Below are 25095 nucleotides of genomic sequence, written 5' to 3'. Positions count from 1 at the left end.
TTGACTCATCTCACGCGGCAGCGCTGCGTAATTACACCATACAAACTATAAGACCTATGCGCGAAGGAAAAGATCTTATCCTGGCCACGAAACCTTTTGCCAGTGAAGTAAGGTCCAGCAGCTGGTTCCATTTATGGACCACGCTGGCATTGCTGGCAGGTGCATTGACCGGCACCCTGTTATTACCTTTTTTTGTACTGCGGTTAGCCGCCAGCATCCTGGCGGGATTACTCATCGTAAGAATGTTTGTGATCTATCACGATCACCAGCACCATACCATCCTGCAACATTCCGCACTGGCGAATGCTATCATGACGGTATTCGGCCTTTACATCCTGGCGCCTGCCAGCATCTGGAAGCGTTCCCACGATTACCACCATAAAAATAATTCCAAGCTTTTCAGCGCCAGCATTGGCTCCTATCCTATTGCCACGCGGCATAAGTTTGAGCAGATGACGCCCGGCGAAAGAAGGGCTTACCTGTTCACCCGGCATCCGCTGACGATTTTATCCGGCTACCTCTCCATGTTCCTGGTGGGCATGTGCGTGCAGTCGTTCCTGAGCAGCCCCCGCAAGCATATGGACAGCCTGCTGGCCATCGTGCTGCACCTCGGCGGCACTGTAGCCGTGTTTTATTTCCTCGGCTGGGAGGCCTGGCTGCTGTTTATTTTCCTGCCTTTTTCCCTGGCCTGCGGCATGGGCGCTTACCTGTTCTATGCCCAGCATAACTTCCCCGGGGTTACCTTCCGGGAAAATGAGGACTGGTGCTATCATGATGCCGCGCTGCTGTCGTCCAGCTACATGGTGATGTCGCCCCTGATGAACTGGTTTACCGGCAACATTGGCTACCATCATATCCATCACCTGAACGCCAAAATTCCTTTTTACCGCCTGCCGGAGGTAATGGCAAAGATCCCCGAGCTGCAGCGCGCCAAAACCACGAGCTGGCGGCTGAAAGATGTGATAGCCTGCTGCCGGCTGAAGATCTGGGATTCCGCGCAGCAAAGGATGGTGACGTTAAGGGAAGCGGCATCCGGCAGGTAATGGCCGCATTACAAATAAATAACCGCATTGCAGGGCATCTCCACCGGATGCCCTTTTTTGTGCCCGCCGGTAAATTTACCTCCCCCGGAAAATAAATTTGGTTTATACCGTAAACTACATTTACATTTGTAAGCAAATACCAAAAGCTATTTCATGGAAGCAAATGAAATGAAGCTGGACCCGGAGCAGAGCCTCCGGCTGATCACGGCCACCATCGCCAAAACCAGGGACAACATCAAAGCGATGAGCGATTGCTTTTTGCTATGGGGCTGGCTGATTGCGGCGGCGAGCCTGCTGTTCTACGGGCTTCACGCCTTCACTACGACCCGGCTCTACTTCCTGCCTTTTCCGCTGGCGGTGGCAATCGGCGTGGTATGGACGCTCCGTTACTTCCGGCAGCTGAAAGCCGGTATGGAAACCTGGCTCAACTGGTTCCTGAAGCAACTCTGGCTGGCCATAGGCGTTTGTTTCCTGCTGGTGGTGGGCATCAGCCTGCTGAACCATCAACTACCGTTCACGTACACACTCTTATTAGGCGGGTTAGGCACGCTCGTATCCGGATTGGTGATGCGATTCAGGCCGTTAATTGCCGGAGGAATATTATTTTTGCTGCTCGCCTGCTGCAGCGTAATGGTGGGCGATGCGTTAAAGCCTTTGCTACAGGGCATTGCCGTGATAGGCGGTTACCTGGCGCCGGGGTATTTACTCAAATATTCAAAATCAGTTTGACGGCATGTATAATGGTTTAGATCCTGTATTGAACACACCGGTGCGACTCGCGATCGTGTCCGTACTGGTGAAGGTCAGGCAGGCGGATTTTAATTACCTGATGGAAGTTACCCAAACCACGCAGGGTAATTTAAGTCAGCAGATTAAAAAGCTGAATGAAGCCAAATACATCGAGGTGATCAAAACGTTTAAAGGCAACTACCCCCAAACCATTTGCAAATTGACGGATACAGGGAAAAAAGCATTTGAAAAATATGTGGCGGATATAAAAATCTACCTCCATTTATAGCGCCCTTTTTTTTTGTCAATTTGGTTTATGATATAAACCAGATTAATGAATTAATATTTATCCATTCTAAATTCAGTTTTTATGTCGGTATCATCTATTCATGCGCCGTTCCGGCAGCATCGGGGGCCGCATCCCGGGATCCTTGCGGTGGTACATGTAACGTTGTTCCTGGGCAGCCTGGTATTGCTGGGCATACTCACCAAAGGCATGGGCTTTCCCAATCCGTTTGTACCGTTGGCGCAGGCGCAGCAGCGCCTCTTCGATTTTGCGGACGCTACGCGTTACAATGCGCTGATGCAGTTTGGCGCAGCCGTGCCGCTGGGCTTATTTACGGCGGCGGTAACCAGCAGGCTTACTTTCCTCGGGGTAAATGTAACGGGGGTGAGCATTGCGTTATTCGGCGGCCTGGCGGCATCCGTATTCATGACCCTTTCCGCCCTGTGCAGCTGGGTGCTCACACAACCCGGCGTTGCGGCGGATGTATCCACCATGCACGCCATACAGCTGTTGGGCTTTGCCACCGGCGGCGTGGCCCACGTAGTGGCGTTGGGGTTATTGATGGCGGGAGGGGCCGTGCCCTGCCTGTTGGGGGGCTATGCGCCCAAATGGGTAGCCTGGCTGGGCCTCGTACTGGCAGCCATTGCGGAGCTATCCACCCTCAGTTTATTATTCCCGGCGCTGATGATACTGCTGCCGGTAGCCCGCTTCGGGTCTTACATCTGGCTCATCGCCACCGGCTTCACCCTCGCTAAACAAAAATCCAACTAAGCATTTATGAAAAACAAGGTCATACTGATCACCGGGGGCACCTCCGGACTGGGCGCCGCTACGGCAAAAACGCTGGCCTCCCTGGGCGCTAAAATCGTTTTCTGCGGCCGGCGGGAAAAAGAAGGCCTGGCCGTGCAACAAGCCATCGCCGGCCAACAGGGGGAAGCCACCTTTGTACAGGCGGACGTCACCAACGAAGCGCAGGTAGCCCGCGTAGTGGATACGGCTATTAAGCAGTACGGCCGCCTGGATGCGGCGTTCAACAACGCCGGCGCCAATCTCTATTTCGGCTCCGTGGCCAACACCACGGCGGCCCAGTTCACGGAGACCATCCAGGTAAACCTCACGGGTACGTTCTATGCATTAAAGCATGAGCTGCAGGCCATGCAGGCCGGCGGCGGCAGCATCCTCAATACTGCCAGCACGGCGGGGGTAAAAGGCGTTGGTAAAGGCATTGCCGCCTATGTAGCCGCCAAACATGGCGTCATCGGCCTCACCAAAGCCGCCGCACTGGAATATGCCGCCCAACAGGTACGGGTAAACGCGCTCGTGATCAGCGCCGTGGCTACAGCGCAATGGCTGGCAGGCGTCAATAAGACGCCGGGCATGCAGGAAAAAATTGCGGCAGCCATGCCGCTGGGCCGCATTGCCACGGTGGAAGAAGTCGTGCCTTTTATCGGTTTCCTGCTGTCAGACAATGCGAAGATGATCACCGGCGCAGCGCTGGCGGTGGATGGCGGGGTAACCGCGTGATGACGCCCTGCGGCCACCGCGTGAATACACACAGAAATAACCCGCCCTCCATCCCTACGTGGCAGTTTATCAGTAACTTTCACGTATCAACGGAAAACATGAAACAAGCGGAAATTATAGTAATCGGCGCGGGGGCCGCAGGGCTGATGGCCGCGGCTACCCTGGCAAAGGCAGGAAGGAAGGTATTGGTACTGGAAGCGCGGGATCGCACGGGAGGCAGGATACATACCATTCGCAACGAACAGGGCCTCCCCTTCGCAGAGCTGGGTGCGGAGTTCATCCATGGCAACCTACCCGTTACCCTTGCCCTGTTAAAAGAAGCGGGTATTTCGTATAACGATACCCGTTTTGAAATGTTCCATCACCACGAGGGGCGCATACAGCAAGGGGATGAACCCATTGAAGGCTGGGATGAACTGCTGGAAAAAATGCAGCAGCTGCCGGCGGACCTCCCGCTGGGCGCATTCCTGGATCAGCATTTCGCCGGGGATCAATATGCCGGCATGCGGGAAGAGATCACCGCGTTTGTGAACGGGTACGATACCGCTTCCCTCAGCGATGTGAGCACCTTTGCCATTCGCAGCGAATGGGAACATGAGGACGATGAGGCGCAGCACCGCGTCACCGCGGGCTACGGCGCCATGATCAGGTACCTGGAGGAGGTTTGTATAAAAGGGGGTGGGGAGATAGTATTGCAGCAGGAAGTAGAGCGCATCGACTGGGCGGAAGCAACCGCCATGGTCCACACCCGTGACCGGCAGGTTTACCAGGCAGGAAAAGTCGTACTGGCGTTGCCGTTAGGCGTACTGCAACAGCCGGATACCCTCCGCCTCCACCCTGCTATTCCCGGCTATACTGCCGCCCTGCACGACATTGGCTTCGGCGCTATCATCAAAATATTACTGCAGTTTGCATCACCTTTCTGGATGGAGGATGCCGCCTTCGGCAACCCGGCCTTCCCCGGCAATACCACCAGGCTGGTCGTATCCGGGGAAACGGTGCCCACCTACTGGACGCAAACCACGCCTGGCAGCACCCTGCTAACGGGCTGGCTGGGCGGGCCTCCGGCGTGGAACTTGCGGACGCAATCCCCGGAAGCCATTTTACAGGCCACCCTGCAATCGCTCTCCAATATTTTCCGGCAGGATGCCGGCGCGCTGCAGGCCCAGCTAACCGGCTGGCGGGTTGTCAACTGGACGAACGATCCGTTTACCCGCGGGTCCTACGCTTATGATAAAGTACCCAGCAGCGCGGCGCGTAAAGTATTGCAACAGCCTGTTGCCGGCAAGCTCTATTTTGCAGGGGAATACCTTTACGAGGGGCCCGCAATGGGCACCGTGGAGGCAGCGCTGACCAGCGGCATGCAGGTCGCGGAGAAAATACTGCTTAAGGACACACCCGTAGCTTAGGCATACCGCCGCGGACGATATATAGCTGTTACGTAACCCTATGGCTGCGTAACAGCTATTTTTTCCCTCTAAAAAAAACTAATGGCGCAGGTGGAACACCCGGATGCATAATGGCGCCAGGCCGATGGATACTGCCATGAAAATGGCTACCCTCACGTAATTCAGCGTTTGCCATAACGAAACCCTTGCTGCCAGATCGTTTACCAGCGAGGGCGTTTCAGCGATCTTTTGAAAATGAATGATGTTCGGCGCAAAAAATGCCAGCGTCCACACGCGCACGGCGAAGTGGATGGCAAACAGCGCCAGCAGCCAGTTACGGACAAACGCCAGCTTCCAGCAAAAAATGATGGCTAACAGGAACGTTACTTCGTGAAGGGAATGAAACACGATCCAGAAATGCTTTAACCCCGCTCCCCGCCCATCCAGTAATAACCGGAAGTTATCCGGCGGACTGGCCGCCCACCTCGGAACGAATACCAGCGTTTCAAATAGCTGCGCGCCATTCATCAAAAAATAAATTAAGGTGGTGAGGAAAAGCCAGATTTCTGCCCTCGTTAAATAACCCGTTGTCATAATATTAATTATATCGTTTTAGTTATATTTTTTAATTTATTACATCTATTCCGATGTAAAAATAGGTATAAAACCTAAAAAACAAAGTTTCCAGGGGTAAATTTTATATATTTACATCGAATCCGATATATGTTATGAGTGAACTGGTGAAACTAATTGCCGCCTGGGAGGGCTACCAGCAGCAACACAAAGGGGCTACCGCCGTGGAATTTTGCATGCATTTTTTAGCGCAGGAAAGTAACGGACAGCTGTTCAGCGGGCTTACCCCGCCGGACCTGGATACCGTGTTTGCCAAGCTTATTGGGCGCCTCGCGAACATGCAAAGCGTGTATTCCAAAATGGCCCTGCAGGAAATGCCTGGCTTTGAACTGGAATGGTTTTATTTCCTCAGCAGCTTGTACCACCTCAAACAGGTGAAAAAAACACAGCTGATACAATACAACTTCACGGAGCAAACTACCGGCATCGATATCCTGAACAAACTGAAAAAACTGGGCTACGTCAGCGAGAAGACGGACCCGGACGATAAGCGGGCCAAGCTAGTAAGCATCACAAAAACAGGGGAAAAAACGCTCTTTAAGCTGTACCAGCTGCTGTACAAGCCTACCCTGCTGATGTACCACGGCATCAGCCAGCAGGATAAGCAGGTGATCATCAACCTCCTGAAACAAACGGAACAAAAACACCAGGAGTTGCTGGCAGGCTCCCGCAATAAATCAATCGATGAACTGCTGGTCAACGAACTGGGGGAAGAAAAACTCGCCGCCATCGCGGCGGAGCGGCAAAAGACCATCGCACGGTTCTCCGCCGCCAAACACAGCAAGGAAGATGTATAAATAAAAAAACGCCGCACGGAACATGCGGCGTTTTTGTTAGACAAAATTATTAATTAAACGAGTAGGTAAAGAAAGTACCCGCCGGAAAATTCGTATAGTCCTTATAGTTAGCGCTCAAAACCGCGCCATTGCTGAAATTGAACACACTGATGCTATTGAACAGGTAATTCCCTCCATAGCCTTTCATCGTATTCAGGTACACCTCGCCGGTAACCGGATGCACCGCGATATTGTTGTACACCACATTGGCATTCTCCACCATGGTTTTGGCATCCACCATAAACTCCGTGGTATTCACACTAAACACATGGCGGTAAATCTTTGTGCCGGCGCCGCTGAAATACAGCGTATCGCCTTTGGCCGTAATACCCGGCGTAGCGCCGAAGCCCGCGCTCAGGCTACCGGTGGTGATATCGTTGGCCTTGATCAGGGAATAATCCCGGTAATTGATCTTGGAGATTTTAGACGGGGAACCAGTGGTAGACACCCATATGTTGCCGTCGCTGGCCTTCACGACGCCGCTAACGGAGGCTTTCATATCCAGCGCGTAGCTAATGGAATCTTTATCCGCTTCTATCACATACACCTTAGTGCCGGCGGCCGCAAAGATTTTATTATTTGAAACGGCCATGGTCATTTTGTTCGCAGAGCGGGAGCCTTTGATCAGCGTCAGCTCTTTGGTCACCGTGTTAAACCTGGACAAGCCGTTGTTATCGCGGATGATCACGTTCTGCTCATTCAGCACCGCCACATGCGTAGGCCAGCTGAGGGTTTTCAGCTCATCGTTGTAGGCGGCTTCCTTCTTCAGCGTTTCCGCGTTGGCTACGATGAGCAGGCCATCGTTTTCAAAAGCTGCGCCGGTGGCGTTCTTCTTCCCGTTCTGGGAAATGATGTAGATCTTGTTGTTACGGATAAACAGGTCCTGCGCCACATTGCCGAGCTGGGTGCCATTGGCTTTGAAGTAAGCGCTGTCCGTCACCACGCCCCTGGGGCTGATGAAGGTAAGGCTTCCGTTTTCCGTGGTCATATTACCTTCATTGAGGATGAAGGTACCGAACTTGTATTTACCGTGTACGGTAATCGTTTCCTGGGCCGATGTCTTTTGCCCGTTCTGAACAGCGGTTACGGTAATCTTGTGTTCCCCCAGGCCGGTGGACACGAATTTAAAAACGGAGTCCGTTACCGCGGCGTCCTTCCCGTCTACTGCCCAGGCAAAAGTACTGCCCTGGCTGGCTTTTACTTTAAACAGGAGGGTATCCTCCTGTGCTACGGCGTTTTGCGCGAGCACATTTACAATTGCAACCTCAGGGGCCACCGGTACAAGATCCGTTGTGTCGTTTTTAGAACAGGATACTGCTGCCACGGCGATCATCGCCCCAACGCCTAATACGCTTCTTTTCATAATCTATATATACTAATTGATTTTGCTTTGCTACTGTTTAATGGTGGCAATATTGACGCCCAGGAGATGCAGGTCCTCGCCGCGGCTTACCTCCGTCGAAGTTTCGCCCAGCCAGCCGTTTTCCTGGTCTACGCCGTTATAAATTTTTACGAAGTCGATACCCGGCAACTCTACTTTGTTGCCATTTTTATCAATGGCCCAATCAATGTCAATACCGGCATTATCATGTACATTCGGATAGTTGTCTACATACCCATAGCTGTAGGCATACAGCACATAGTAGCTGCCGGTACCGCTTTCGTCCACACCGTTGGCCGCCAGGCGGATGCCTTTGAAAGTAAGCTGGTTGTCCTTCACCCAGGCAGGGTAATAGCTTTGCGCATGGTAGGTATTCTTGATTTTGTAGCCCTGCTGGCCCTGGTTGTCCTTCCAGGCGATATAATTAGGAATGCTAACGTAATTATCAGGCGTGCCGGCAGTTTCCGTCGCAGGGCGACTATAAGTCATTTCATAATTCCGGAACGTACGCACATCCACTTTACCGTTTACGGCAGTAGTGTACCATGGCTCCTGCTCCGCGGAGAAGTTGCCGCTGCCTTTGATTTCGTACCACTCGTCCTCATCGGGCTTACCGTTTTTATTTTTGTCGTACGCCACCATCACAATGCCCGGCTCGCAACTGCCGCCGAAAGGCGCATTGGGGCGTGGATTGGAGTTAGCCCCAAAGGCGTTGCCATTGATCCTGAAATCGCGGCGGCCGGCTACGTTCACAATAGTGTGATCGAAGCCAATCACCACGTAACCACCCCAGCCGCCCAGGGTAATCACGCTGGCATCCTCGCCTTTGAGTTCCTTCTCTACTTTCGCGAGCATGGTTTCGTAAGTATCGCCGGCGGTGTATTTAGGCATTTCGTTCACAAACTGGCCGGGGGCAGGCAGGTAATCGAAGACCTTTGCAATGTAGGGCGATGGCGCCTGCGCGGCCGGTTTTACCGTTACGAGCAGGGTATCACTGAGGTCGCCGGAGGAAACGCTGATCTTGTAATCGCCTTTGTCCACCGCGGTAAACAAGGCGGTGCTATTATTGGCGGCCAACCGGTACAATGCGCCCGGCGCGGTTACCACCGTCCATTTCACATCGGTTTTGCCGGCAAATTTCTGCGAAGCTTCCAGCGTCAGCAGCGTATTGGCGGTAGTTTGCCGGTTCAGGTACTGACCCGTAGTGATCTGCACAGGCTTTTGGATGAGGTTGCCCCTGTTATAAGCCATCACCACCAGGTTGAAGGTGCCCGGCGTGGCAGGCGCCTGGAACGTGTACTGGAGGGCGTTAGCCACCCGCGCGCCATTCAGGACCCACACGATGGAGTCTACTTTATTTGCTATGGTTGGTTTCAGCAGGAGCGACTCCTTTACCACCACATAATAGGCGGAATCCAGTCCGGTGATCACCGGGGGAGCCTCTGGCGCTTCTGCTTCATCTTTACTACAGCTGCTGATTAAAAGTAAACCGCAGGCCAGGTAAGCGAGAAATTTAAATCGTTTATTCATCTGGTATTATTTTTTACAAAAAGAAAGCCGGGCATGAGTCTGACTATGCCGTTACAAGGTCACTTCCACATTATCAATGCATACGTAGGCAGGCGTGTTCAGGCCATAGGCGCCGTTGTCGTTACCTTCGAAGTTGAACTCCACGCGGGTAACGGCGCCGAGGTCCGAGAGGTCAAAATACGTCCAGGCCGTCAGCGGGGCTACCACAGGCAGGTGGTTGCTGTAGCGGGCCAGGTATATTTCAACCGGGTCGCCGTTATTCGTAGGGGTATTGCCGTTATAGCCATACGCCAGTAATTTAATATATCCGTTGCCGTTAGCCACGTCCTTCAGCGGCGCGGAAGAACCTGCGGAGCCAAAGGAATTACCGTTCTGGATCACGCCATAGGTATAGGAAGAGAGGCAGATGTACATACCGTCTACCACGCCGCTGCCGCTGGTAAAGTTCATTACGGGGCGGGTTGCATAGGAAGAGTTGAAGGCATCCACGTAACCGGTCAGTACTGCAAAGTTGCTGCTGCCGCCGTAGCCGCCGTTCTTAGCGCCGTCTGTACCGGCGTACACGCTGCATTGGTTCTGGTAGGAGTACCACCAGTTGCCGGTTTTACCGGGGATGTTGGATTTATAGTTCCAGTCGGACACTACGAAGCCGCCGTTGTAATAATCCACCGGCGTACCGCTGCCCGCGCCTTTAATGGCGAACCGCAGGTTGCTGGGGGAATGGGTGTAGGGCGCAATCTGCGTACCGCCCCAGGTGGAATAGGCATTGTCGCCATAGGATGTTGTATCAGCCATGTAAGCGCGGCCTATCCCTTCAAAGGTGATGGTATAGGAAGTGCTCAGCAGGGATGCAGCACCCGTCGGGCCGGCCTTTTCCAGCGCGTCCGGATCCGGCGCCAGGTCGTTTTGCTTGGAACAGGACGATGCTACAACAAGAGATACAAATGCTATCATGAGGGTTTTACTAAAATGGGACTTTTTCATCAGTCGAGTTTTTTTGGTGAGATATTAAATCGGGGTCGCCCGGCTTTCTAGTTTTTAAGGTGTTTATCCAATATGCCGGCCACATGCAGCATCCGCGTTTCGTCCATGTTGGCATCCACCATTTGCCCGCCCGCGTTGATGAAATCCTGCTGCACAGGATACGCCACCTTGCGGACCTTCACGAAGTCGATACCCGGCAGCTGCACCCGCTCTCCTTTGCTGTTCACGGCCATGTCTATATCAATATTCAGCTTTTGGGAAAACGGCGGCGCACCGGTGAGATTTTTCGTGATGCGCTTGCCTTTGCGGGTGAAGGCGCTTTGCCAGCCATCCAGGATGGCTACCTTTTTATTCGGGATGTCCGTCATGCTCAGGCCAGGGAAAAAGCCCCTGCTGGAAAAGCCGCCGGCATCCGTCATGGAGCTGGTAAAGGTTTTATTGGTCAGGACCTCGCCCTGTGCAGGCTTTTCCTGGTTGTCCTTCCAGTTGAAATAGGTATAAATTCTTTTCGCGTCCGTTTCGGTTTTGAGGTAGGTGAAGGTGATGGCGTAGTCCGGCATATCTTCCAGGCCGTAGTCGTCATTTTTGATTTCGTACCATTCCCCTTCGTCCGGCTGCCCGTTTTTATTGCGGTCGTACGCCACGTACACTGCTGGTGGATCCAGCCTGGAGCAGGTAGCGGTGATTTCAATATCCGCTGCGCCGGCGGCATTGGCTACCGTATGGTCGAATTTAAACACGGCGTAACCGCCCCAGGAGCCCAGCACCAGCGATGGATCGGCGCTTTCTTTTCGTATAGCCGTGGCCTTTGCCAGGAACTCGTTGTAAGGCAGCTGGTATTCATGGCCAAACTTCCAGAACTCCGCCATACCGATGATGGCCCAGTTATGGTTCTTAGCCGGCGCGGGCGCGTATTCCAGCACCATGTAGGCGTTTTGAACGTATTGTGCAGGCTTTACGGATATATTACGTGTAGCCGTAGCCATTTGCTTGCCGGCAGTCACGCGCAGCTGCAGGGCAAACGTGCCGGCAGCAGGGGAAATAAACTGCAGCTCCCGCTGCCTGCCGAGGATGGAATCGCCGATGGACCATTGGTAGGAATAGTCCGCCGTTTCAGGCCCTGTTACCATGGGCGTAACAAGCAACACCTGCCCCATGGGCACTTCCGGCAGCGCTGGAATCGCCAGTTCCAGCGGGGCTTGCACGCGGATGTAATAGGACTGCCTGGCGGCGCCGCCTCTATTTTCCACTTTAAAAGTAATTTCATAATTCCCCGGCGCCGTGGCTTCGAAGGTATAGCTGAGCTGCCCGGAGGCCGCCTCCCTGCCATTCACCAGCCAGGCGTAGGTGTTCCCTTTCAGGTTGGTGACGTTGGGCGCCAGTACCATTTTATCTCCAATGGTCATCACAAGCGTATCGGCGGTTATGCCGGTGATACCGGGAGCGCGGTATTCCTCCTTCCTGCAGGCGGAAAAGGAAACGGCAGCAGCAAACAGGCTCAGAAAAAAGGTTTGTTTCATGGTTAGTCAGGTTGACCTTATTTTAAGATTTTGGTAATAAGACAATATGCGCCGGGATGTCGCCGGTGCGCACGCTCCATTTCTTCTTCCCGTCCTTGGAGAAGCAGTAGAGCATACCGGGCGACACATAGTTGCCGGCATCCGTCACATAGATATCCTTCGTCACCGGGTGAACCACAATGCCGTAGGGGATTTCAATCTCCTTATCCATCCCGTCTGTAATAAAAGCCCGGCTCACCACGGCATGGGTGCGGGTATTGACAATCGCGTAGGTGATCACGTTGGAGTAAGTAACATAGCTCCATTCCGTGCTGTAGATATACAGGGAGTCCCCGTCCAGGTGATAGTTACCGGCCGCCACGGGAATGGTGTCCGTCACTTTTTGCTGCGTTTTATCAATGAAGTACAGCCGTGATGGCAGCTGCTTATAATCGCCCCGGGAGGTCACCCATAGATCGCCCCGTTTGTCCGCCAGGATGTGATGCAGGTTATACGCTACATCAATGCGGCTTTCTTCCCGGAAAGTAGCCAGGTTGATCACGGATACGCTGCGTTCGTATTTATCCGAACTGCCGGCGCCCATATAGCCGCCGGAGTTAGCCACGTAAATTTTCCCGTTGGCGATTTCCAGCCCGTCCGGCTGAAAGCCAACGATGCAGCGGTCCACTTCCTGCAGGGTGGCGGTATCTATCTTCGCTACAAATCCTTTCTGGGTGTAGTTCGGGTTCACCTGTATGGGCCCGGCGTAGGAGGTCACGTATGCGTAGCCCTGGTCGAATTTGATGTAGCGGCAGTTCGGGATATCTATCTGCCCGATGCGTTTGGCCGTGCGGGCATCCATGACTTCCACCTTATTCGATGCGTTGATGACGGCGTATAGCCTGCCGCCGTAAATCGCGAGGTCATTGCCTACATCCCCCAGTTCCTTTGGTACATTCGGATTGATAGCTGCGTAAATATTCCGCTGGTATTTCCCCGTGGTGTAATCGAAATAATCCAGCGTGCTTTTATTGCTGCCCATGTTCCCTTCGTTGAGCAGGTAAAACCCTGCAAAACCGTTATTGGCGGCAGTGTCCAGCGAGGTATCCTCGTTGATAAAAACCTGCACATCCTTCCTGCAGGAGGATGCTGCTAACAGCAACAGCAATGCGGCGATGTAATAGGAATGCCTGCTCATAGTTCAACGGATAAAATGATTTTATAATTTCTTTTCGGCATCGGGTAGTTGACGACTACTTCATAGTCCTGGTTCAGGAGGTTGTTCAGCTCCCCGGCCACACGGAAGCGGCAGCGTTTCAGCTGAAAGTTTTTGGACGCGGACAGGTCGCTCGTGTACCAGGGCTGCTCATAATTTTCCGGGATATTGGCGGAGTTCTGGTAGCGCGCCCCCACGTAGATGAAGCTATAGTTGAGCCGCCAGGTGTTGTACTGGATACCGGCAATCAGCGAACCGCTGTGCCAGGGTATATAAGGTATCTGCCCGCCATAGGTCACTTTTTGCAACTCCGGATTTTTGCGGGTGGTAAAGTCCTGCGCGGTCTGGTGCGTATAGGCGGCCCTGATATTCAACAGTATGTCCTTTGGGAAGGTAAAAGCCAGGTCCCCTACCACATCCACGCCCCTGATCTCCACTTCGCCGATGTTCATCATCATCCAGCGGTACATGCCGCTGCCTTTTGGCACGGCTACTATTTTGTTCGTGACCTGGTTATAGTAAAAATCGGATTGCAGTTGCCATTCGCTCAACAGGGATCCCTGGCGGGTTTTACGGTAGGCGAAGCCGAGGTTATACTGGTGCGTGAATTCCGGTTGCAGGCTGATATTGCCGATATCGGTATAATACAGGTCATTGAAAGTAGGCATCCGGAAAATATTCTTGTAAAATGCCCTCAGGTTGAAATCCGCCCTGGCAAAGGGCTTATAGGAAATAAAAAACGCGGGCGTAATCTCATTTTTGGATGGCGCGGCCACCGCAGTATCGGAATTACCCCGGTTGATTTTTTCATTGACGAAAGTACCCAACACGCTGCCCTGCATTTTCACCTTGCCGAATTCCGCTGCTGTAGCCAGCGCAACGAGGGAGGTGAGCCTTTTCGGAAACGCGAATCCATCGAGGCTGGCGTCAAGCGTGTTATATTGGAAGTCCGTGGAGAGGTTGATATCAATATGTTTGGACACGCTGTATTTATTGGCGATGGAAGCGTACCACTCCTGTTGATGGAAATTATTATCGATATACATGAGGGTGGTATCCGGGTTCAGGTAGCGCATGTAATCATTCGCATACTTGGCGTTCACCTGGATGTCGTATCCTTTCGCAACGTTTTGCTGCAGGCTGCCCTGCACAAAGAAATTGCGGTCCCACTGGCGCTGGGAGCGCTTCCATACATTGTTGACGATGGCGCCGGGGATGCCTCTTTCCGAATCGTAAAAGTAAGTTTTCAGGTTCCATATCCCCCTGTTAAGGCGGCCATACAAGCCGCTTTCCACGCGCCATGCGTTGATGTCCCCGTTTTGCCGGATGGCGGTGGTATCCCAGGCGGTGGCGCCGGTATTATGATACACTCTTTTATAGCGGAAGGGGTAACGGCCGGAGGAGTTGATCCACTCGCTGCTGAGGGAGAGGTTCAGGTTGTCCGCCAGCTTTTGTTCCCACAGCAGGGAAGGATTGATCAAATCAAACGAGCCGGTTTTGAATACGCCCTTGAGGTGGGTGGTTGTGGCGGAATCGAATACCGGCTTGCGGCTGCGCAGGTAAATGGTACCGGAGGAGCCATAGTCTTTCGCGGGTTGGAAAATATCGCTTTTTTGCCCGTTGTACACGGCAATGGATTCGATGTTATCCATGGAAAATTTCCCCAGGTCTATCTGCCCGTTTTGCGCGTTGCCCAGCTGTATGCCATCGTAGAACACGCCCATATGGTTGGTACCCATGCTGCGCATATCCACGGTTTTGAGCCCGCCGATGCCGCCATAGTCCTTCACCTGTACGCCGGCGAAGTAGCGGATGGCATCCGCCACGGAAAAGCTGTTGAGGCTTTTTAACTGTTCGCCGGTCAACTTTTGGGATGGGATCACTTCTTTATACGCGATGGTGGAGATGGTAACGCCGCGCAGGGTTCTCACCCCTGCGGAGTCCACCAGGGTGGAGTCGCGGTTGGTTTTTTGTCCATAGCTATGCGTGCCAATAAATGCCAAAAACGTTATCATCAACGTTTTTAATGCGTTTGACATAGAGGTAAAAAATTAAACTGATCCGGGCTGGTTACCGGATGACCTACTTTAAAAAAATCCTGAAATAATTTCAGTGTGGTTGATTCAAGGCTCTTTCCTCGGAGCGTTGAAACTGGCTGCATGGCAGGTCTCCTGGCTTGTTCTCACTTTCGGCGGCCTTCCCGTTTTTCATCACAAAAACAGTGGCAAGTGGATGTCGAAGTGTTGCAACAGAACTTACAGTAGCGGGTCTGCTCAGGATTTGCACCTGATTCCCTTTTAATTTTAACAGCAGTGAAAGGTGATGTTAAAAACCAATTGCGGCGTGAAAGTACGATAAATAATTGAAATAGAAAATCCTGCCAGTCGGAAGACTCCGCCCGGCAGGATTCATCATGTATGTCAACCTTATTTCGTTCCTGATTCCAGGGCCTGGCAGGAAGTAGAATACGCCAGCTTGCGTACGTACGCTTCCGTCCAGATGCCGATCGGCTCCCCTGCGCGCCAGCTGGAGCTGGCAGGGCTATCCAGCGGGCTCCAGAACGTGATGCCGTAGCGCTGCGCCGCCGGCACCAGTTCAAAATATTGCTGGATTACATACTGGTACAGCTCTGCCTGCGCTTTATAATGCTCCGCAGTAGCTGCGCTGGTTTTAACGCCAACGCCTATATCCAGTTCTGAAATTTTGATAAGCTTACCCGTTGCGGCGAGCAGCCGGAACATCTCTGCGATCTTCGTTTTATCATTAGTGGTACTGATATGCATCTGCGTGCCGATGCCATCCACCTTCACGCCTTTGCTTTCCAGGTACTGCACGTAGGCGATGAGGCCGCGGCACTTATCCAGGCTGTATTCCAGGTTATAATCGTTGATGAACAGTTTATCGCCGGCATTGCCGTATTTACGGGCCAGCTGGAAGGCTTTCACGGCGTAATCCTTGCCGAGGTAATCCTGCCAGTAGAAGTGATCCGCCGGGGAAGTCTTACCCACGCCGGTTTTCAGCTCTGCGGGCTTGCCATCGTCCATCGGTTCGTTGACTACGTCCCAGGCATGCACATGATCCTTGCAGGCGGTCACCATGCCGGAGATCCAGGTTTCAAGGGCATTGCCGATGATCGCTTCCTTTTCCGCCGGGGATTTTTCTACCGTGGTGGTCACGCTGCCAACGGCTTTGGCATTGCTCAGCACTACGTCGTCTATATACACGGTGCCGGCAAATTCGCCGTAGCTGATGATCAGGCGGCTTCTGTCCGCCGCAGTAGCTTTGGTGGAGATGTTCACCTGTTTCCATTCTTTGGTGACGGCCACCTGTCCAAAGCCGTTCGAGGAATAATCCGCGCTCTGCAGTTCCGGCCTGATGATACCTTCAGCCGTACCTTTCACCCAAAAACTCAGGTTGTAGGTCTCGCCGTTGTCCAGCGGTTTATCGAATGCATACGACGTTTGTACGTCCCAGTAGTTCGGGCTCTTTGCGGTGGTGGTCACGTAAAAGGCTTTGCCTTTGTTGCCCACGCCCAAACCATCCGCCGTAATGCCCCTGGAAGAGCCGGTACCCCAGCCTCCCCAGGCGCTGCCGGTTTCAAAGTCGCCGTTTTTTATAAGGTTGGTGATAACCGGCGTGCCCTGCGTGTCATATACGTAGATGTTATTCACGTCCAGGTAATAGGTAACGCCGGGCTTATAGCCCAGGTCCAGATGCACTTTGAACGTGCTGCCTGTCATATCGCTCACCTGTACCTTCACTTCCTTCCAGGAGATGCCGGTGGCAAAGGAAGTAAACGGCGTGTTGTTGCGCAGGCCTTCAAAGGCAATGCGCCCCTCTCCTTCCTTGTCCGATTTAATATAACAGATGATTTCATACTTATGGCCCGGCACTACGGTAATCGCCGGGGATACCAGCTGCAGGGCTTCCGGCGTATTGCCGCTGCCGGCAACCAGCTTCACGGCTTTACCGCCGTTCATGCCAGCTCCCGCCTCTATCGTAACGGCGCCGGTTTTACCCCAGTTGCTGAAAGTGCCGTCCAGCAGGCCGGCGCGATTCACGTCGTTCGGATATGCAGGCGAGGTGAATATCAGCGGCGCAATCAGGCTGTTAAGGTACGCGGCATTCTGATTCGCATGCCAGCATAACGTATGCCCATAAACGGCCGTACCAGCCGCCTTTGCAGCCTCCAGCAGGTTCCTGACGTTATCCAGCGCCAGGGAACCGTCGGATTGCACGACCGCTCCATGCTTCATTTCATAACCCAGCACAATTTCATCAAAGTTGCGGTTGGCCAGGCGGTACATTACTCCTTTGGATACGTAGGGCGATAACGACAGCGCAACGCCCAGCTTGAAGTCCGGATGCGTGGCCCGGTTGATATAGGACTTCAACGCCTTGTAGGCATTGATATCTTCCTGTACCAACACACTTTCAGGCTCCGTTACCCGGAAGTCCAGGGGCTCATACTTGGCGCAGGCAGCCAGCATGCCCAGGCCGATAACGGGGAGTAGGAATTTATGACGTCTGTTCATAGTGTTACTTAGCTATAGGGGTGAAAGTTTCCATGGTCACCGCCCGGTCCCTCATGACCAAAGTATCGGTGGTGGCCACCTGCATATCTGCCAGCGTAATGTTGTAGTTGAGATAGAGCGCATCGCGGTCCTGGTTGCCCCAGCTCTGCTTCTCTCCCCGCTTCACAAATTTTCCGCTGCCTGTAACGGCGAAGTTGCTGCCGCCGGCAGTGATGGTACAGTTGTTGGCTTCGTCGAAATTAAGCAGCAGGTTACAGGTAATATTGGCGCCGTTCTTATCTTTTATCACCACGGGAAACTCAGCTGTGTGGAGGTTCCGCGTGGTCAGCTTGTTCACCGCATCGTCTTCCACGTACTGACTGCGGCGGTTAACCGTTTGGTTGACGCTGCCGGTGAATACATCCTTACCGCGGCGCAGGTAGTTGCCATGCCAGGTATTCACGTATTTCACGGCGTACAGGATGAAGTCCTTCCCCAGCAGGATGGAGTCCGCGCCGGAGATGGATTTGATCCGCAGTGGAATAACATAGTTATTTCCCGTCGCTTTCGGGTCCGCGAAGAAGGCATCGGTCAGCTGCACTTCCACGCCGCCGGAGAGGCCGCCTGCAGGGATAATGATATTGTTGGCCGCCAGGGAATAGTAGTGCGTAGGCATGGCCAGCACTTCGCTTTTACCCGCGCCAAACAGGAGGCCGTTGCCCAGCAAGGTATTGTCTACCGTTACTTCCACCTTTACGTCTTTCTTCGCATAATACACGCCGCCGGTGGTGGCCATGATCTTGCATTTATGTTGATTATCCAACTGGGTATCGAATACATCTTCGCCCATGGTCAGCGTTCTGACCGGGTACTGGTAGGCGAAGTACACCGTCTGGTATTTGTAATCCGGGAAGTCCCGGTCTTTATTACAGGCGGCAACAGTGATGTATAACCCAAGCAGCAGGAGAATTCGCATCTTCATAATTCAATGATTTTATGTTATAATTTATTGCCAGCCGGCGTTTTGCACCAGCGCGTTGTACTTCAGCTTTTCCGCATACGGGATGGGGCCGTAGATCATGTAGTTCTGGTACACCCTGTCTTCCACGTTGATGACGGAAGGCACGCCGCCGGCAATGCTGATGCCTTTGGCGGGTTCTTTCAGGTCCGCCTTCCAGCGGCGCAGGTCCCAGAAGCGGAAGCCCTCGAAGCACAGTTCCAGCCGGCGCTCGTTCCTGATCAGCGCTCTCATGGCCTCCTGGCTGCCTTTCGCCATTTCGAGATAGGCGTCCCCGTTAGTGAGGCCGATGCCGGCTCTCCGGCGGATGGCTTTGATCACATCATAGGCGGAATAGCTGTTTTCGCCCATGCCGGTTGGGCCCCAGGCTTCGTTGGCCGCTTCGGCGTAGTTGAGGAATATTTCCGTATAGCGGATATGCGGTTTGTAATGACGCTGGTTGTTGGCCGAAGTAGGGTTCAGGTTTACATCCTGGCGCAGCAGCTTGCGGAGGTAGTAGCCGGTACGGGTGGAAGTACCCACCTTGTTCAGCGCATCGTTCGTAGCGCCATCCGCCGCTGTGTTGATCACGGTGTTGGAAGGCCCGGCAGTGCCGCCGTTAACGAGTACGAAGAGCTTCAGCCGCGGGTCCCTGTTGGCATACGGATCATTGGGATTATAACCTGCCGCGGGGTCGTTAATCGGGTAACCGTTCAGCATCGGGAACGCATCTACGAGGTTCTGCGTAGGATTGATGCGGCCGTTGCCGTACAGCGTAGGCGGAAAGTTATTCTGTTCCAGGTCCCGGTTGTCGCCATAGTTATTCCTCCACAAGATTTCCGGCGGGTTTGCGCCGTCTGCCAGGCCGGCTATTTCGCTGGCGGCAGCGTACCAGTTCAGCCCATTGGTGGCCAGCCCGCCGATGCCGCCTTTCATGTTGATCAGGTCGGCAGCGAGGTTGGCCGCATAAGCCCAGTTGGCTGCATTGCCGTTTGCATAGGCCGGACTGGCCGCCAGCAGCGCTACTTTCGACTTAATGGCTCTTGCAATACGCGCGGTGAACAGGCCCCTGAAAGCGCCGCCAAACGCGCGGTTATATTGTTCTACGGTTACATGCCCGTATTTATCCGGCACTACGCCCTGGTTCTCGTAATCCAGCGGCAGCAGGGCGATTGCCGTATCCAGGTCGCTGTAAATCTGTTTAACGCATTCTTCGAAGGTGGCCCTGGGCTTGTTGAAATCCGCGTTGGCGCCCTGTACTTCCGTCAGGATGGGCACTCCCAGCAGCTGACCGTTGTTACCCACGCCGGCATGCGCCTGCAGCAGGTAGTAGAGAAACATCCCGCGTAATCCTATCGCCTCGCCGCGTACGCGGGTGGCAAAGAGGCGGCTCACCACGCTGTCGGCCGTCCACTGGACTTTCGGAATTTCGCCAAGCGTGATGTTGATGTATTGGATAGCAGCGTAACAGTTGGTCCACTGGCTCAATGGATTGTTGGTGGAAGTCCACTGCCCCTGCGCAATTTTCAGGTAGCCGTTGGTTTGATCGTTGGTCACGGCATCGTCGGTAGCCACGTCGTTGAACGACCAGGAGTTCGTCGGGATGCGGTTGTATGCATTCAGCAGGATGCCGTAGGGGAACCTTGCATCATTGGCCGGGTAAGTTGGCTGAAGCTGCCGGTTGTTTTCTATAGCCGGGTCCAGCAGGTCTTTACAACCGGAGGCCAGGACCACTGCAGCGATGAGCAATACTATTACCTTATTCATTTTCTCAGATTTTTAAAATAGCGCTTTCACGCCCAGGTTATAGAAACGGGTCTGCGGCGCACTGCCGATGTTCAATTCCAGCGTTTCCCGCTCTGCCGCTATGGTCAGCAGGTTGGCGCCGCTGAGGTACACGCCCAGTTCGCGCACAAATTTCTTTTTGCCGATCAGCTTATTCAGGTCGTAGGTGAGCTGCACTTTACCGAGGTCAAACCGGTTGGTGCTGTACAGCCAGAAATCAGAAGCGCGGAAATTATTGTCGCTGTTCAGTGTCGTAAGCCTTGGATATTTGGCAGTAGCCCTGGTGGCTTCTGTCCACCTGTCGCGCGTAACCACTGAATACTTGTCCTCTCCATCTACCCAGAAATAGGAATTATTTTTTAACGCATAAGCGCCATAGCGGCCTACCCCGAGGGCGAAGAAGGAAAGGTCCTTCCATTTGGCCTGCAGGTGTACGCCCCAGGTGAGCGGAGCGCCTGACCAGCCGGCTTTTCCGAGGTACACCTCATCCCGGCCGTCGATCACGCCATCGCCGTTCTGGTCCTTGTATTTGATGTCGCCGGGTTTTACCTGGCCGAAGGATTGGGTGGGCGATTTGCTGATATCCTCCTGGTCCTGGAAGAAGCCGAGGCTTTGCAGGCCCCAGATCGCGTCCAGCGGGCGGCCCTGGCGGAACTGGTACGCATCTTCGTACACCTCTGCCCGTTTGGAGGCCAGCGTTTTATAATAGGTGGCGGATACGCCAAGGGTCCAGTCTACCTGGCCAACGCGCTTATTAACGTTAACGCCTATATCAAAACCGGAGCGGGTATCATCGTTGTAGTTCACGTAGGGAATGAAGGAGGATACCGGCCAGCCTGTAGTGAAGTAGGACGGGAATAACACTGACGCCTGTACGATATTGCCGCTGATTTTATTTTTAAACGCCGTCGCATTGAGCGTGATGAGCTTGTTGAACAGGGAGGCTTCCAATCCTGCGCTGATCTCGTCCCGGCGGGGGAAGCGCATGTTCGGATTATCTCCCCTGCGGGATTCGGTGGCGGGGATGCCGGAGCCATCTTTCCAGCCGTACCAGGAGCCGTCTACAGTGTAATATCCCTGGTATAAATAATAGTCGGAGATGTCAAGATCTGTGTGCACTCTGCCGGCAGATGCCCGTATTTTCAACATATCCAGCCAGGGCACTTCCGAGAGAAACCGTTCCTCGCTAAGCTTCCACCCTACCGAGAGGGTAGGCGACAATGCCTGCCGGTTTCCTTCCGGGAGCTTTGCCGAGTGGATATAAGCGCCGCTGAAATCGAAATAATATTTATGCTGGTAGTTGTATGACAGCTGCAATCCCAGGTTGGCATTGCTGACTTTATGGTACACGGCTGATTCCCCCTGCTGGTAACCGTTTACCACGAACATGGCGGAAATGTGATGGTCCTTTGCCACGTTGGTAACATAGTTCAGCTGGCCGGTAGCGGCAATCGTCTGCCGGTACCAGGTATTGCTCACGTTCTGCACGCCGGAAGTCGCGTCCTGCCCGTATTTGGTCAGGCTGCTGATAAGGTCCGTACCTGCGTAATTGTTCCACACCGGTTCATACACCGCGTAGGTATTGTTATAGGAGAGATTGTAAGTGGTCGCGTAATCCACTGCCATCGTGGCTTTGAAGGTCAGCCCGCGCAGCACATTCCGGAGGTCGGCATTTACGCCGGTATTAAACTGGAATTGCCTGCTCGTATAGCTGTTATACCCGCCCGCATAGATGGCAGCGAAGGGATTTGTTTGATCCAGCTGCGTACCGCCCAGGAGGTACTTCCCGTCGATGATATGATTGCTGTTTTGTACGAGCAGCTGGGAAGCGTCATCATCCGCTTCCAGCATATCGATGGGAATGAGCGGCGCAAAGCGGTAAGGGCGCAGGGTGGCGGCGCTGCTCCAGTAGTTCGTGTTCACGCCTTTACCGGTGTAGAAAATGGCCGTAGCGTCTACATTACAGGAGATATAGTCGTTCAGGTTAATATCGATATTACCACGGATATTGAACCTGCCGGAGCGGTCATTTTTCTGCGCCTGGCCAAAGTTGAGCAGGGAGCCGGCCGTCCAGTAGCCGACGTTGGTGTAGTAGCGGGCTTTATCGTTACCGCCTGAAATTTCCGCCGTGGCATCGAGGCGACTATACATCTTTTTCAGGTACTCGTCCGAATAGTAGTCCACGTTAGGATAGCGATAAGGATTTTTGCCGGCGGCGTAGTTATAAATCGTTTCGTCGCTGTATAGTTTGGCGAGCCCGTCGTTGGCCCTGGCTTCGTTATAGAGCGTCATATACTCGGCGGAGCCCAGGTATTGCGGATAGCGCTTAGGCACGTTCAGACCGGAGTTTACCCTTACGTCGATCCGGGTGTTATTGGCCTGCCCTCTTTTGGTAGTTATGCAGATCACGCCTTTGGCGGCGCGGCTGCCGTAGAGCGCCACTGCCTCCACTCCTTTCAGGAAGGAGATCTGTGCGATTTCCGTAGGCATTACATTCCCGATATCGCGTGGCACGCCGTCGATCAGGAGGAGGTAGCTACCCATGCCCCAGAGGCTGTTGCCGTTGAAGCCGGGGGCCAGCGCTTCCATACCATCCAGCGGATAGGTGAGGTAGTTCTGGCGCATGAGTTCCTCCATGTTCACCACCGGCACGTAGCCGGCGAGGTCCTGCGGGGCGGCCTTGCGGAAGGCTACCTGTACCTGTTGGGGCTGTGTTACCGGCCGGGCGGTATCCTGCAATTTGGCCACGATCTCGCTATAGTTCTTATCCTGCGCGGGCAGGCTCCACGAAGTGGCGCCCAGCAGTACAAAAGGCAGGATGGTTGTTTTTATATATTTCATGATTATTTCCTTTTAGTTGTTACCAGCCGGGATTCTGTGGGAATTCGAGGTACATGCTGGCGTCAGAATTTTTCAATGGCAGCCAGTAATGTTTCATACTGAACTTGCGTTCCAGGATCACTGCTTCCCGCAGGTTGATCACGCGGTTGAGTTTGGGATCAGTGGTATTGAAAGTGCCTGCGCGGTCAAATTCGATTGATTTTTTCAGCGTGTACGGACTTTCAATCAGCAGCATCCATCTCCGCAGGTCGTTGAAGCGGTGGCCTTCAAATGAAAGCTCTACGGCGCGTTCCCTCCTCACCTCTTCCATGAATGCATCCGGCGAAGCGAGGAACCTGGGGGCCACATGCCCCACGCCGGCACGGTCGCGGATCACGTTTACCGCATCCACTGCTGTTTTGCCGTAGTTGGAAGCGCTGGCCGTTGGCGAGCCATAGCCCGCTGCAGCGGCTTCCGCATACATCAGGTACACATCCGCCAGGCGCATATACGGGATGTGGATGTTGAGGCTTTTATCGTAGGAATAACCCTGGTCATACTCATTCGCCGTACGTGGAATGAATTTGTAGAGCAGGTAACCTGTACGGCTACCCGTAGAAATGTTGCGGTAGCTGCCGTTCGTATAGAGGTTCGCGTAGCGGTTAGCCTCGTCTGTAGTGGCGCCCTGCACGCATTTTACACCATCAAATACAATATCATTATAGAAGCGCGGATCACGGCCCTTCCAGGGATAAGCAGGGTCGTAGCCTGATTCCGGATCCGCCTGGGTGATATCCTTGATAGGTAAGCCATTGGCCATGCCGTAGTAATCCACGTAATTCGCTGTGGGGAGGAACTTTACATCTCCCCCTGATAAAAATGAAGGTTGGTATTGCTTGCTGGTACCCCAGTTGGAGCTGTTTCCATTGAAGTAAGGACCTCTGAAAATAGCCTCTGTACCGCCCGGCATCAGCCAGTTCTGGCCGATGGTATAAAAATTCGTGTAGTATTTGGAGAACTCGATCAGGCTGTAAGGCGCTTCACCGCTTTCGCAGAGGGAAAGCAGGGCGCCAAAAGCGTCCGCCGCTTTTTTACAGTAATCTGCGTTGTAGTTTTTATTGCCGTTGGTTACGAAATTCATCAGCGGACTACCGGCCCATAAATAGTTTTTACCGAGGTAGCCCAACGCCATTATTTTATTGATACGCAGCGCATTTTTTCCCAGTGTGCGCTTGCCCGCCGTCGTATTGTCCCAGTGAACGGGGAGAATATTAGCGGCTTCCTGGAAATCGGCAGCTGCCTTGTCCGCACATTCCTGGTAGCTGAGGCGGGGCAGCGTAAGCTTCTGATCTCCCGGCAACACCTTGTCTATATAAGGCAGGCCGCCAAAATATTGCATGAACATAAAGTGGAACCAACCCCGGAAGAAAAGGAGTTGCCCCTTGATGAGGTTTCTTTCCTCGTCGGTAGCATCTTTCAGCTTCCCGATGTTGGCCAGTCCCAGGTTGGCTTTGCGGATGCCGTACCAACCCAGCCGCCAGAGGGATTTGGAAAAGCGGTCGTCGCTGGTATTGGTGTTGTTGCGATCCATCCAGCCCGCCTGCCAGCCATCGTATTGGGCCTGCCAGCCCCAGAAGTCCCCATTGTCGATCTTTACCACAAAATGAAAATCACGTGCAGTGGATTGGATTTCATCTTCCCCCCAGTTCCAGGAGTTGGTCCAGTAGGCATTGCTGAAATCGGGGATGCAGTTATACAGCTCTTCGGTAAAGCCCTGGAAGTTGGTGAAGTTCTTGAATGCGTCATCACCGGATACGATAGACTCGTCCGCCCTGTCCAGGTACTTTTTACAGGATACCAGGCCGGCGGCAACGATGATGCCGAAGGCGAGCAGTAAAGTTTTGATATAATGCTTTGTCATAGTGGAATA

19 protein-coding genes and 1 riboswitch are annotated in these 25095 nt (G+C 53.5%); of the genes, 7 read left to right on the top strand and 12 right to left on the bottom strand.

Annotation, left to right across the window (positions count from 1 at the left end):
• The first annotated feature begins 56 nt into the window (after window positions 1–56).
• The 6 genes from BOC67_RS10495 (at window position 57) to BOC67_RS10470 (ending at window position 4991) form a co-directional block, all read left to right on the top strand.
• Entirely contained in the window at window positions 57–1043 is a 987-nt protein-coding gene (locus BOC67_RS10495; protein ID WP_291910080.1) for a fatty acid desaturase, read from the top strand.
• Between the two features lie 153 nt (window positions 1044–1196).
• The gene (locus tag BOC67_RS10490; RefSeq protein WP_291910079.1) at window positions 1197–1772 is read left to right on the top strand and encodes a hypothetical protein; all 576 of its coding nucleotides are present in this window, start codon (window positions 1197–1199) and stop codon (window positions 1770–1772) included.
• 4 nt (window positions 1773–1776) lie between these two features.
• A complete protein-coding gene (locus BOC67_RS10485; protein ID WP_291910077.1) occupies window positions 1777–2061 on the top strand; it encodes a transcriptional regulator in 285 nt (94 codons plus the stop codon).
• An 81-nt stretch (window positions 2062–2142) separates the two neighbouring features.
• On the top strand, window positions 2143–2829 hold the full coding sequence (locus BOC67_RS10480) for a hypothetical protein (protein WP_291910075.1): 687 nt from the start codon (window positions 2143–2145) through the stop codon (window positions 2827–2829).
• A gap of 6 nt (window positions 2830–2835) precedes the next feature.
• Complete coding sequence (locus tag BOC67_RS10475) at window positions 2836–3582, top strand: SDR family oxidoreductase (protein ID WP_291910073.1); 747 nt, start codon at window positions 2836–2838, stop codon at window positions 3580–3582.
• A 98-nt stretch (window positions 3583–3680) separates the two neighbouring features.
• On the top strand, window positions 3681–4991 hold the full coding sequence (locus BOC67_RS10470) for an NAD(P)/FAD-dependent oxidoreductase (protein ID WP_291910071.1): 1311 nt from the start codon (window positions 3681–3683) through the stop codon (window positions 4989–4991).
• 78 nt (window positions 4992–5069) lie between these two features.
• Here the strand turns inward: BOC67_RS10470 and BOC67_RS10465 are convergent, their stop codons facing one another.
• Window positions 5070–5498 carry a transposase gene (locus BOC67_RS10465; protein ID WP_291910069.1) on the bottom strand — a complete coding sequence of 143 codons (429 nt, stop codon included), beginning with the start codon at window positions 5496–5498 and terminating at the stop codon, window positions 5070–5072.
• Between the two features lie 200 nt (window positions 5499–5698).
• Here BOC67_RS10465 and BOC67_RS10460 point away from each other — a divergent pair, with 200 nt between their 5' ends.
• Window positions 5699–6400 carry a winged helix DNA-binding protein gene (locus tag BOC67_RS10460; RefSeq protein WP_291910068.1) on the top strand — a complete coding sequence of 234 codons (702 nt, stop codon included), beginning with the start codon at window positions 5699–5701 and terminating at the stop codon, window positions 6398–6400.
• 49 nt (window positions 6401–6449) lie between these two features.
• Here the strand turns inward: BOC67_RS10460 and BOC67_RS10455 are convergent, their stop codons facing one another.
• The 11 genes from BOC67_RS10455 to BOC67_RS10405 all read right to left on the bottom strand — a co-directional run bounded on the left by BOC67_RS10455 (window position 6450) and on the right by BOC67_RS10405 (window position 25086).
• The gene (locus BOC67_RS10455; protein ID WP_291910065.1) at window positions 6450–7802 is read right to left on the bottom strand and encodes a DUF5074 domain-containing protein; all 1353 of its coding nucleotides are present in this window, start codon (window positions 7800–7802) and stop codon (window positions 6450–6452) included.
• 30 nt (window positions 7803–7832) lie between these two features.
• Window positions 7833–9350 (bottom strand): hypothetical protein, encoded by a 1518-nt coding sequence (locus BOC67_RS10450; protein ID WP_291910063.1) that lies wholly within the window; start codon window positions 9348–9350, stop codon window positions 7833–7835.
• 51 nt (window positions 9351–9401) lie between these two features.
• Entirely contained in the window at window positions 9402–10334 is a 933-nt protein-coding gene (locus BOC67_RS10445; protein ID WP_291910061.1) for a DUF4465 domain-containing protein, read from the bottom strand.
• A gap of 47 nt (window positions 10335–10381) precedes the next feature.
• The gene (locus BOC67_RS10440; RefSeq protein WP_291910059.1) at window positions 10382–11854 is read right to left on the bottom strand and encodes a PKD-like domain-containing protein; all 1473 of its coding nucleotides are present in this window, start codon (window positions 11852–11854) and stop codon (window positions 10382–10384) included.
• Window positions 11855–11876: 22 nt separating this feature from the next.
• Window positions 11877–13031: a YncE family protein gene (locus BOC67_RS10435; protein ID WP_291910057.1), complete on the bottom strand. Its 1155-nt coding sequence runs from the start codon at window positions 13029–13031 to the stop codon at window positions 11877–11879.
• Window positions 13028–15088: a TonB-dependent receptor gene (locus tag BOC67_RS10430; RefSeq protein ID WP_291910055.1), complete on the bottom strand. Its 2061-nt coding sequence runs from the start codon at window positions 15086–15088 to the stop codon at window positions 13028–13030. Before BOC67_RS10430 ends, BOC67_RS10435 begins: the two co-directional genes overlap by 4 nt.
• A 104-nt stretch (window positions 15089–15192) precedes the next feature.
• A riboswitch (cobalamin riboswitch) is annotated at window positions 15193–15401 on the bottom strand.
• Window positions 15402–15475: 74 nt separating this feature from the next.
• Entirely contained in the window at window positions 15476–17584 is a 2109-nt protein-coding gene (locus BOC67_RS10425) for an endo-1,4-beta-xylanase (protein WP_291910053.1), read from the bottom strand.
• A 4-nt stretch (window positions 17585–17588) separates the two neighbouring features.
• Window positions 17589–18545: a DUF5627 domain-containing protein gene (locus BOC67_RS10420; protein ID WP_291910051.1), complete on the bottom strand. Its 957-nt coding sequence runs from the start codon at window positions 18543–18545 to the stop codon at window positions 17589–17591.
• 24 nt (window positions 18546–18569) lie between these two features.
• Window positions 18570–20327 (bottom strand): RagB/SusD family nutrient uptake outer membrane protein, encoded by a 1758-nt coding sequence (locus BOC67_RS10415; protein ID WP_291910050.1) that lies wholly within the window; start codon window positions 20325–20327, stop codon window positions 18570–18572.
• Between the two features lie 12 nt (window positions 20328–20339).
• Window positions 20340–23186 carry a SusC/RagA family TonB-linked outer membrane protein gene (locus BOC67_RS10410; protein WP_291910049.1) on the bottom strand — a complete coding sequence of 949 codons (2847 nt, stop codon included), beginning with the start codon at window positions 23184–23186 and terminating at the stop codon, window positions 20340–20342.
• A gap of 19 nt (window positions 23187–23205) precedes the next feature.
• Window positions 23206–25086, bottom strand: a complete 1881-nt coding sequence (locus BOC67_RS10405) for a RagB/SusD family nutrient uptake outer membrane protein (protein WP_291910048.1) — start codon at window positions 25084–25086, stop codon at window positions 23206–23208.
• Window positions 25087–25095 lie beyond the last annotated feature (9 nt).

This window comes from Chitinophaga sp. CB10 (assembly GCA_001870995.2).
Taxonomy (GTDB): Bacteria; Bacteroidota; Bacteroidia; order Chitinophagales; family Chitinophagaceae; genus Chitinophaga.
The sequence above is the reverse complement of the archived record's forward strand: the minus strand, read 5'-3'. Positions and strand labels throughout refer to the sequence as shown.

What these genes read in the sequence shown, in the direction of transcription:
- BOC67_RS10405 (WP_291910048.1), bottom strand. Translation starts at nt 25,086, where the DNA reads ATGACAAAGCATTATATCAAAACTTTACTGCTCGCCTTCGGCATCATC.
- BOC67_RS10470 (WP_291910071.1), top strand. Translation starts at nt 3,681, where the DNA reads ATGAAACAAGCGGAAATTATAGTAATCGGCGCGGGGGCCGCAGGGCTG.
- BOC67_RS10445 (WP_291910061.1), bottom strand. Translation starts at nt 10,334, where the DNA reads ATGAAAAAGTCCCATTTTAGTAAAACCCTCATGATAGCATTTGTATCT.
- BOC67_RS10430 (WP_291910055.1), bottom strand. Translation starts at nt 15,088, where the DNA reads ATGTCAAACGCATTAAAAACGTTGATGATAACGTTTTTGGCATTTATT.
- BOC67_RS10450 (WP_291910063.1), bottom strand. Translation starts at nt 9,350, where the DNA reads ATGAATAAACGATTTAAATTTCTCGCTTACCTGGCCTGCGGTTTACTT.
- BOC67_RS10485 (WP_291910077.1), top strand. Translation starts at nt 1,777, where the DNA reads ATGTATAATGGTTTAGATCCTGTATTGAACACACCGGTGCGACTCGCG.
- BOC67_RS10455 (WP_291910065.1), bottom strand. Translation starts at nt 7,802, where the DNA reads ATGAAAAGAAGCGTATTAGGCGTTGGGGCGATGATCGCCGTGGCAGCA.
- BOC67_RS10435 (WP_291910057.1), bottom strand. Translation starts at nt 13,031, where the DNA reads ATGAGCAGGCATTCCTATTACATCGCCGCATTGCTGTTGCTGTTAGCA.
- BOC67_RS10480 (WP_291910075.1), top strand. Translation starts at nt 2,143, where the DNA reads ATGTCGGTATCATCTATTCATGCGCCGTTCCGGCAGCATCGGGGGCCG.
- BOC67_RS10465 (WP_291910069.1), bottom strand. Translation starts at nt 5,498, where the DNA reads ATGAATGGCGCGCAGCTATTTGAAACGCTGGTATTCGTTCCGAGGTGG.
- BOC67_RS10425 (WP_291910053.1), bottom strand. Translation starts at nt 17,584, where the DNA reads ATGAACAGACGTCATAAATTCCTACTCCCCGTTATCGGCCTGGGCATG.
- BOC67_RS10415 (WP_291910050.1), bottom strand. Translation starts at nt 20,327, where the DNA reads ATGAATAAGGTAATAGTATTGCTCATCGCTGCAGTGGTCCTGGCCTCC.
- BOC67_RS10495 (WP_291910080.1), top strand. Translation starts at nt 57, where the DNA reads ATGCGCGAAGGAAAAGATCTTATCCTGGCCACGAAACCTTTTGCCAGT.
- BOC67_RS10420 (WP_291910051.1), bottom strand. Translation starts at nt 18,545, where the DNA reads ATGAAGATGCGAATTCTCCTGCTGCTTGGGTTATACATCACTGTTGCC.
- BOC67_RS10440 (WP_291910059.1), bottom strand. Translation starts at nt 11,854, where the DNA reads ATGAAACAAACCTTTTTTCTGAGCCTGTTTGCTGCTGCCGTTTCCTTT.
- BOC67_RS10410 (WP_291910049.1), bottom strand. Translation starts at nt 23,186, where the DNA reads ATGAAATATATAAAAACAACCATCCTGCCTTTTGTACTGCTGGGCGCC.
- BOC67_RS10490 (WP_291910079.1), top strand. Translation starts at nt 1,197, where the DNA reads ATGGAAGCAAATGAAATGAAGCTGGACCCGGAGCAGAGCCTCCGGCTG.
- BOC67_RS10475 (WP_291910073.1), top strand. Translation starts at nt 2,836, where the DNA reads ATGAAAAACAAGGTCATACTGATCACCGGGGGCACCTCCGGACTGGGC.
- BOC67_RS10460 (WP_291910068.1), top strand. Translation starts at nt 5,699, where the DNA reads ATGAGTGAACTGGTGAAACTAATTGCCGCCTGGGAGGGCTACCAGCAG.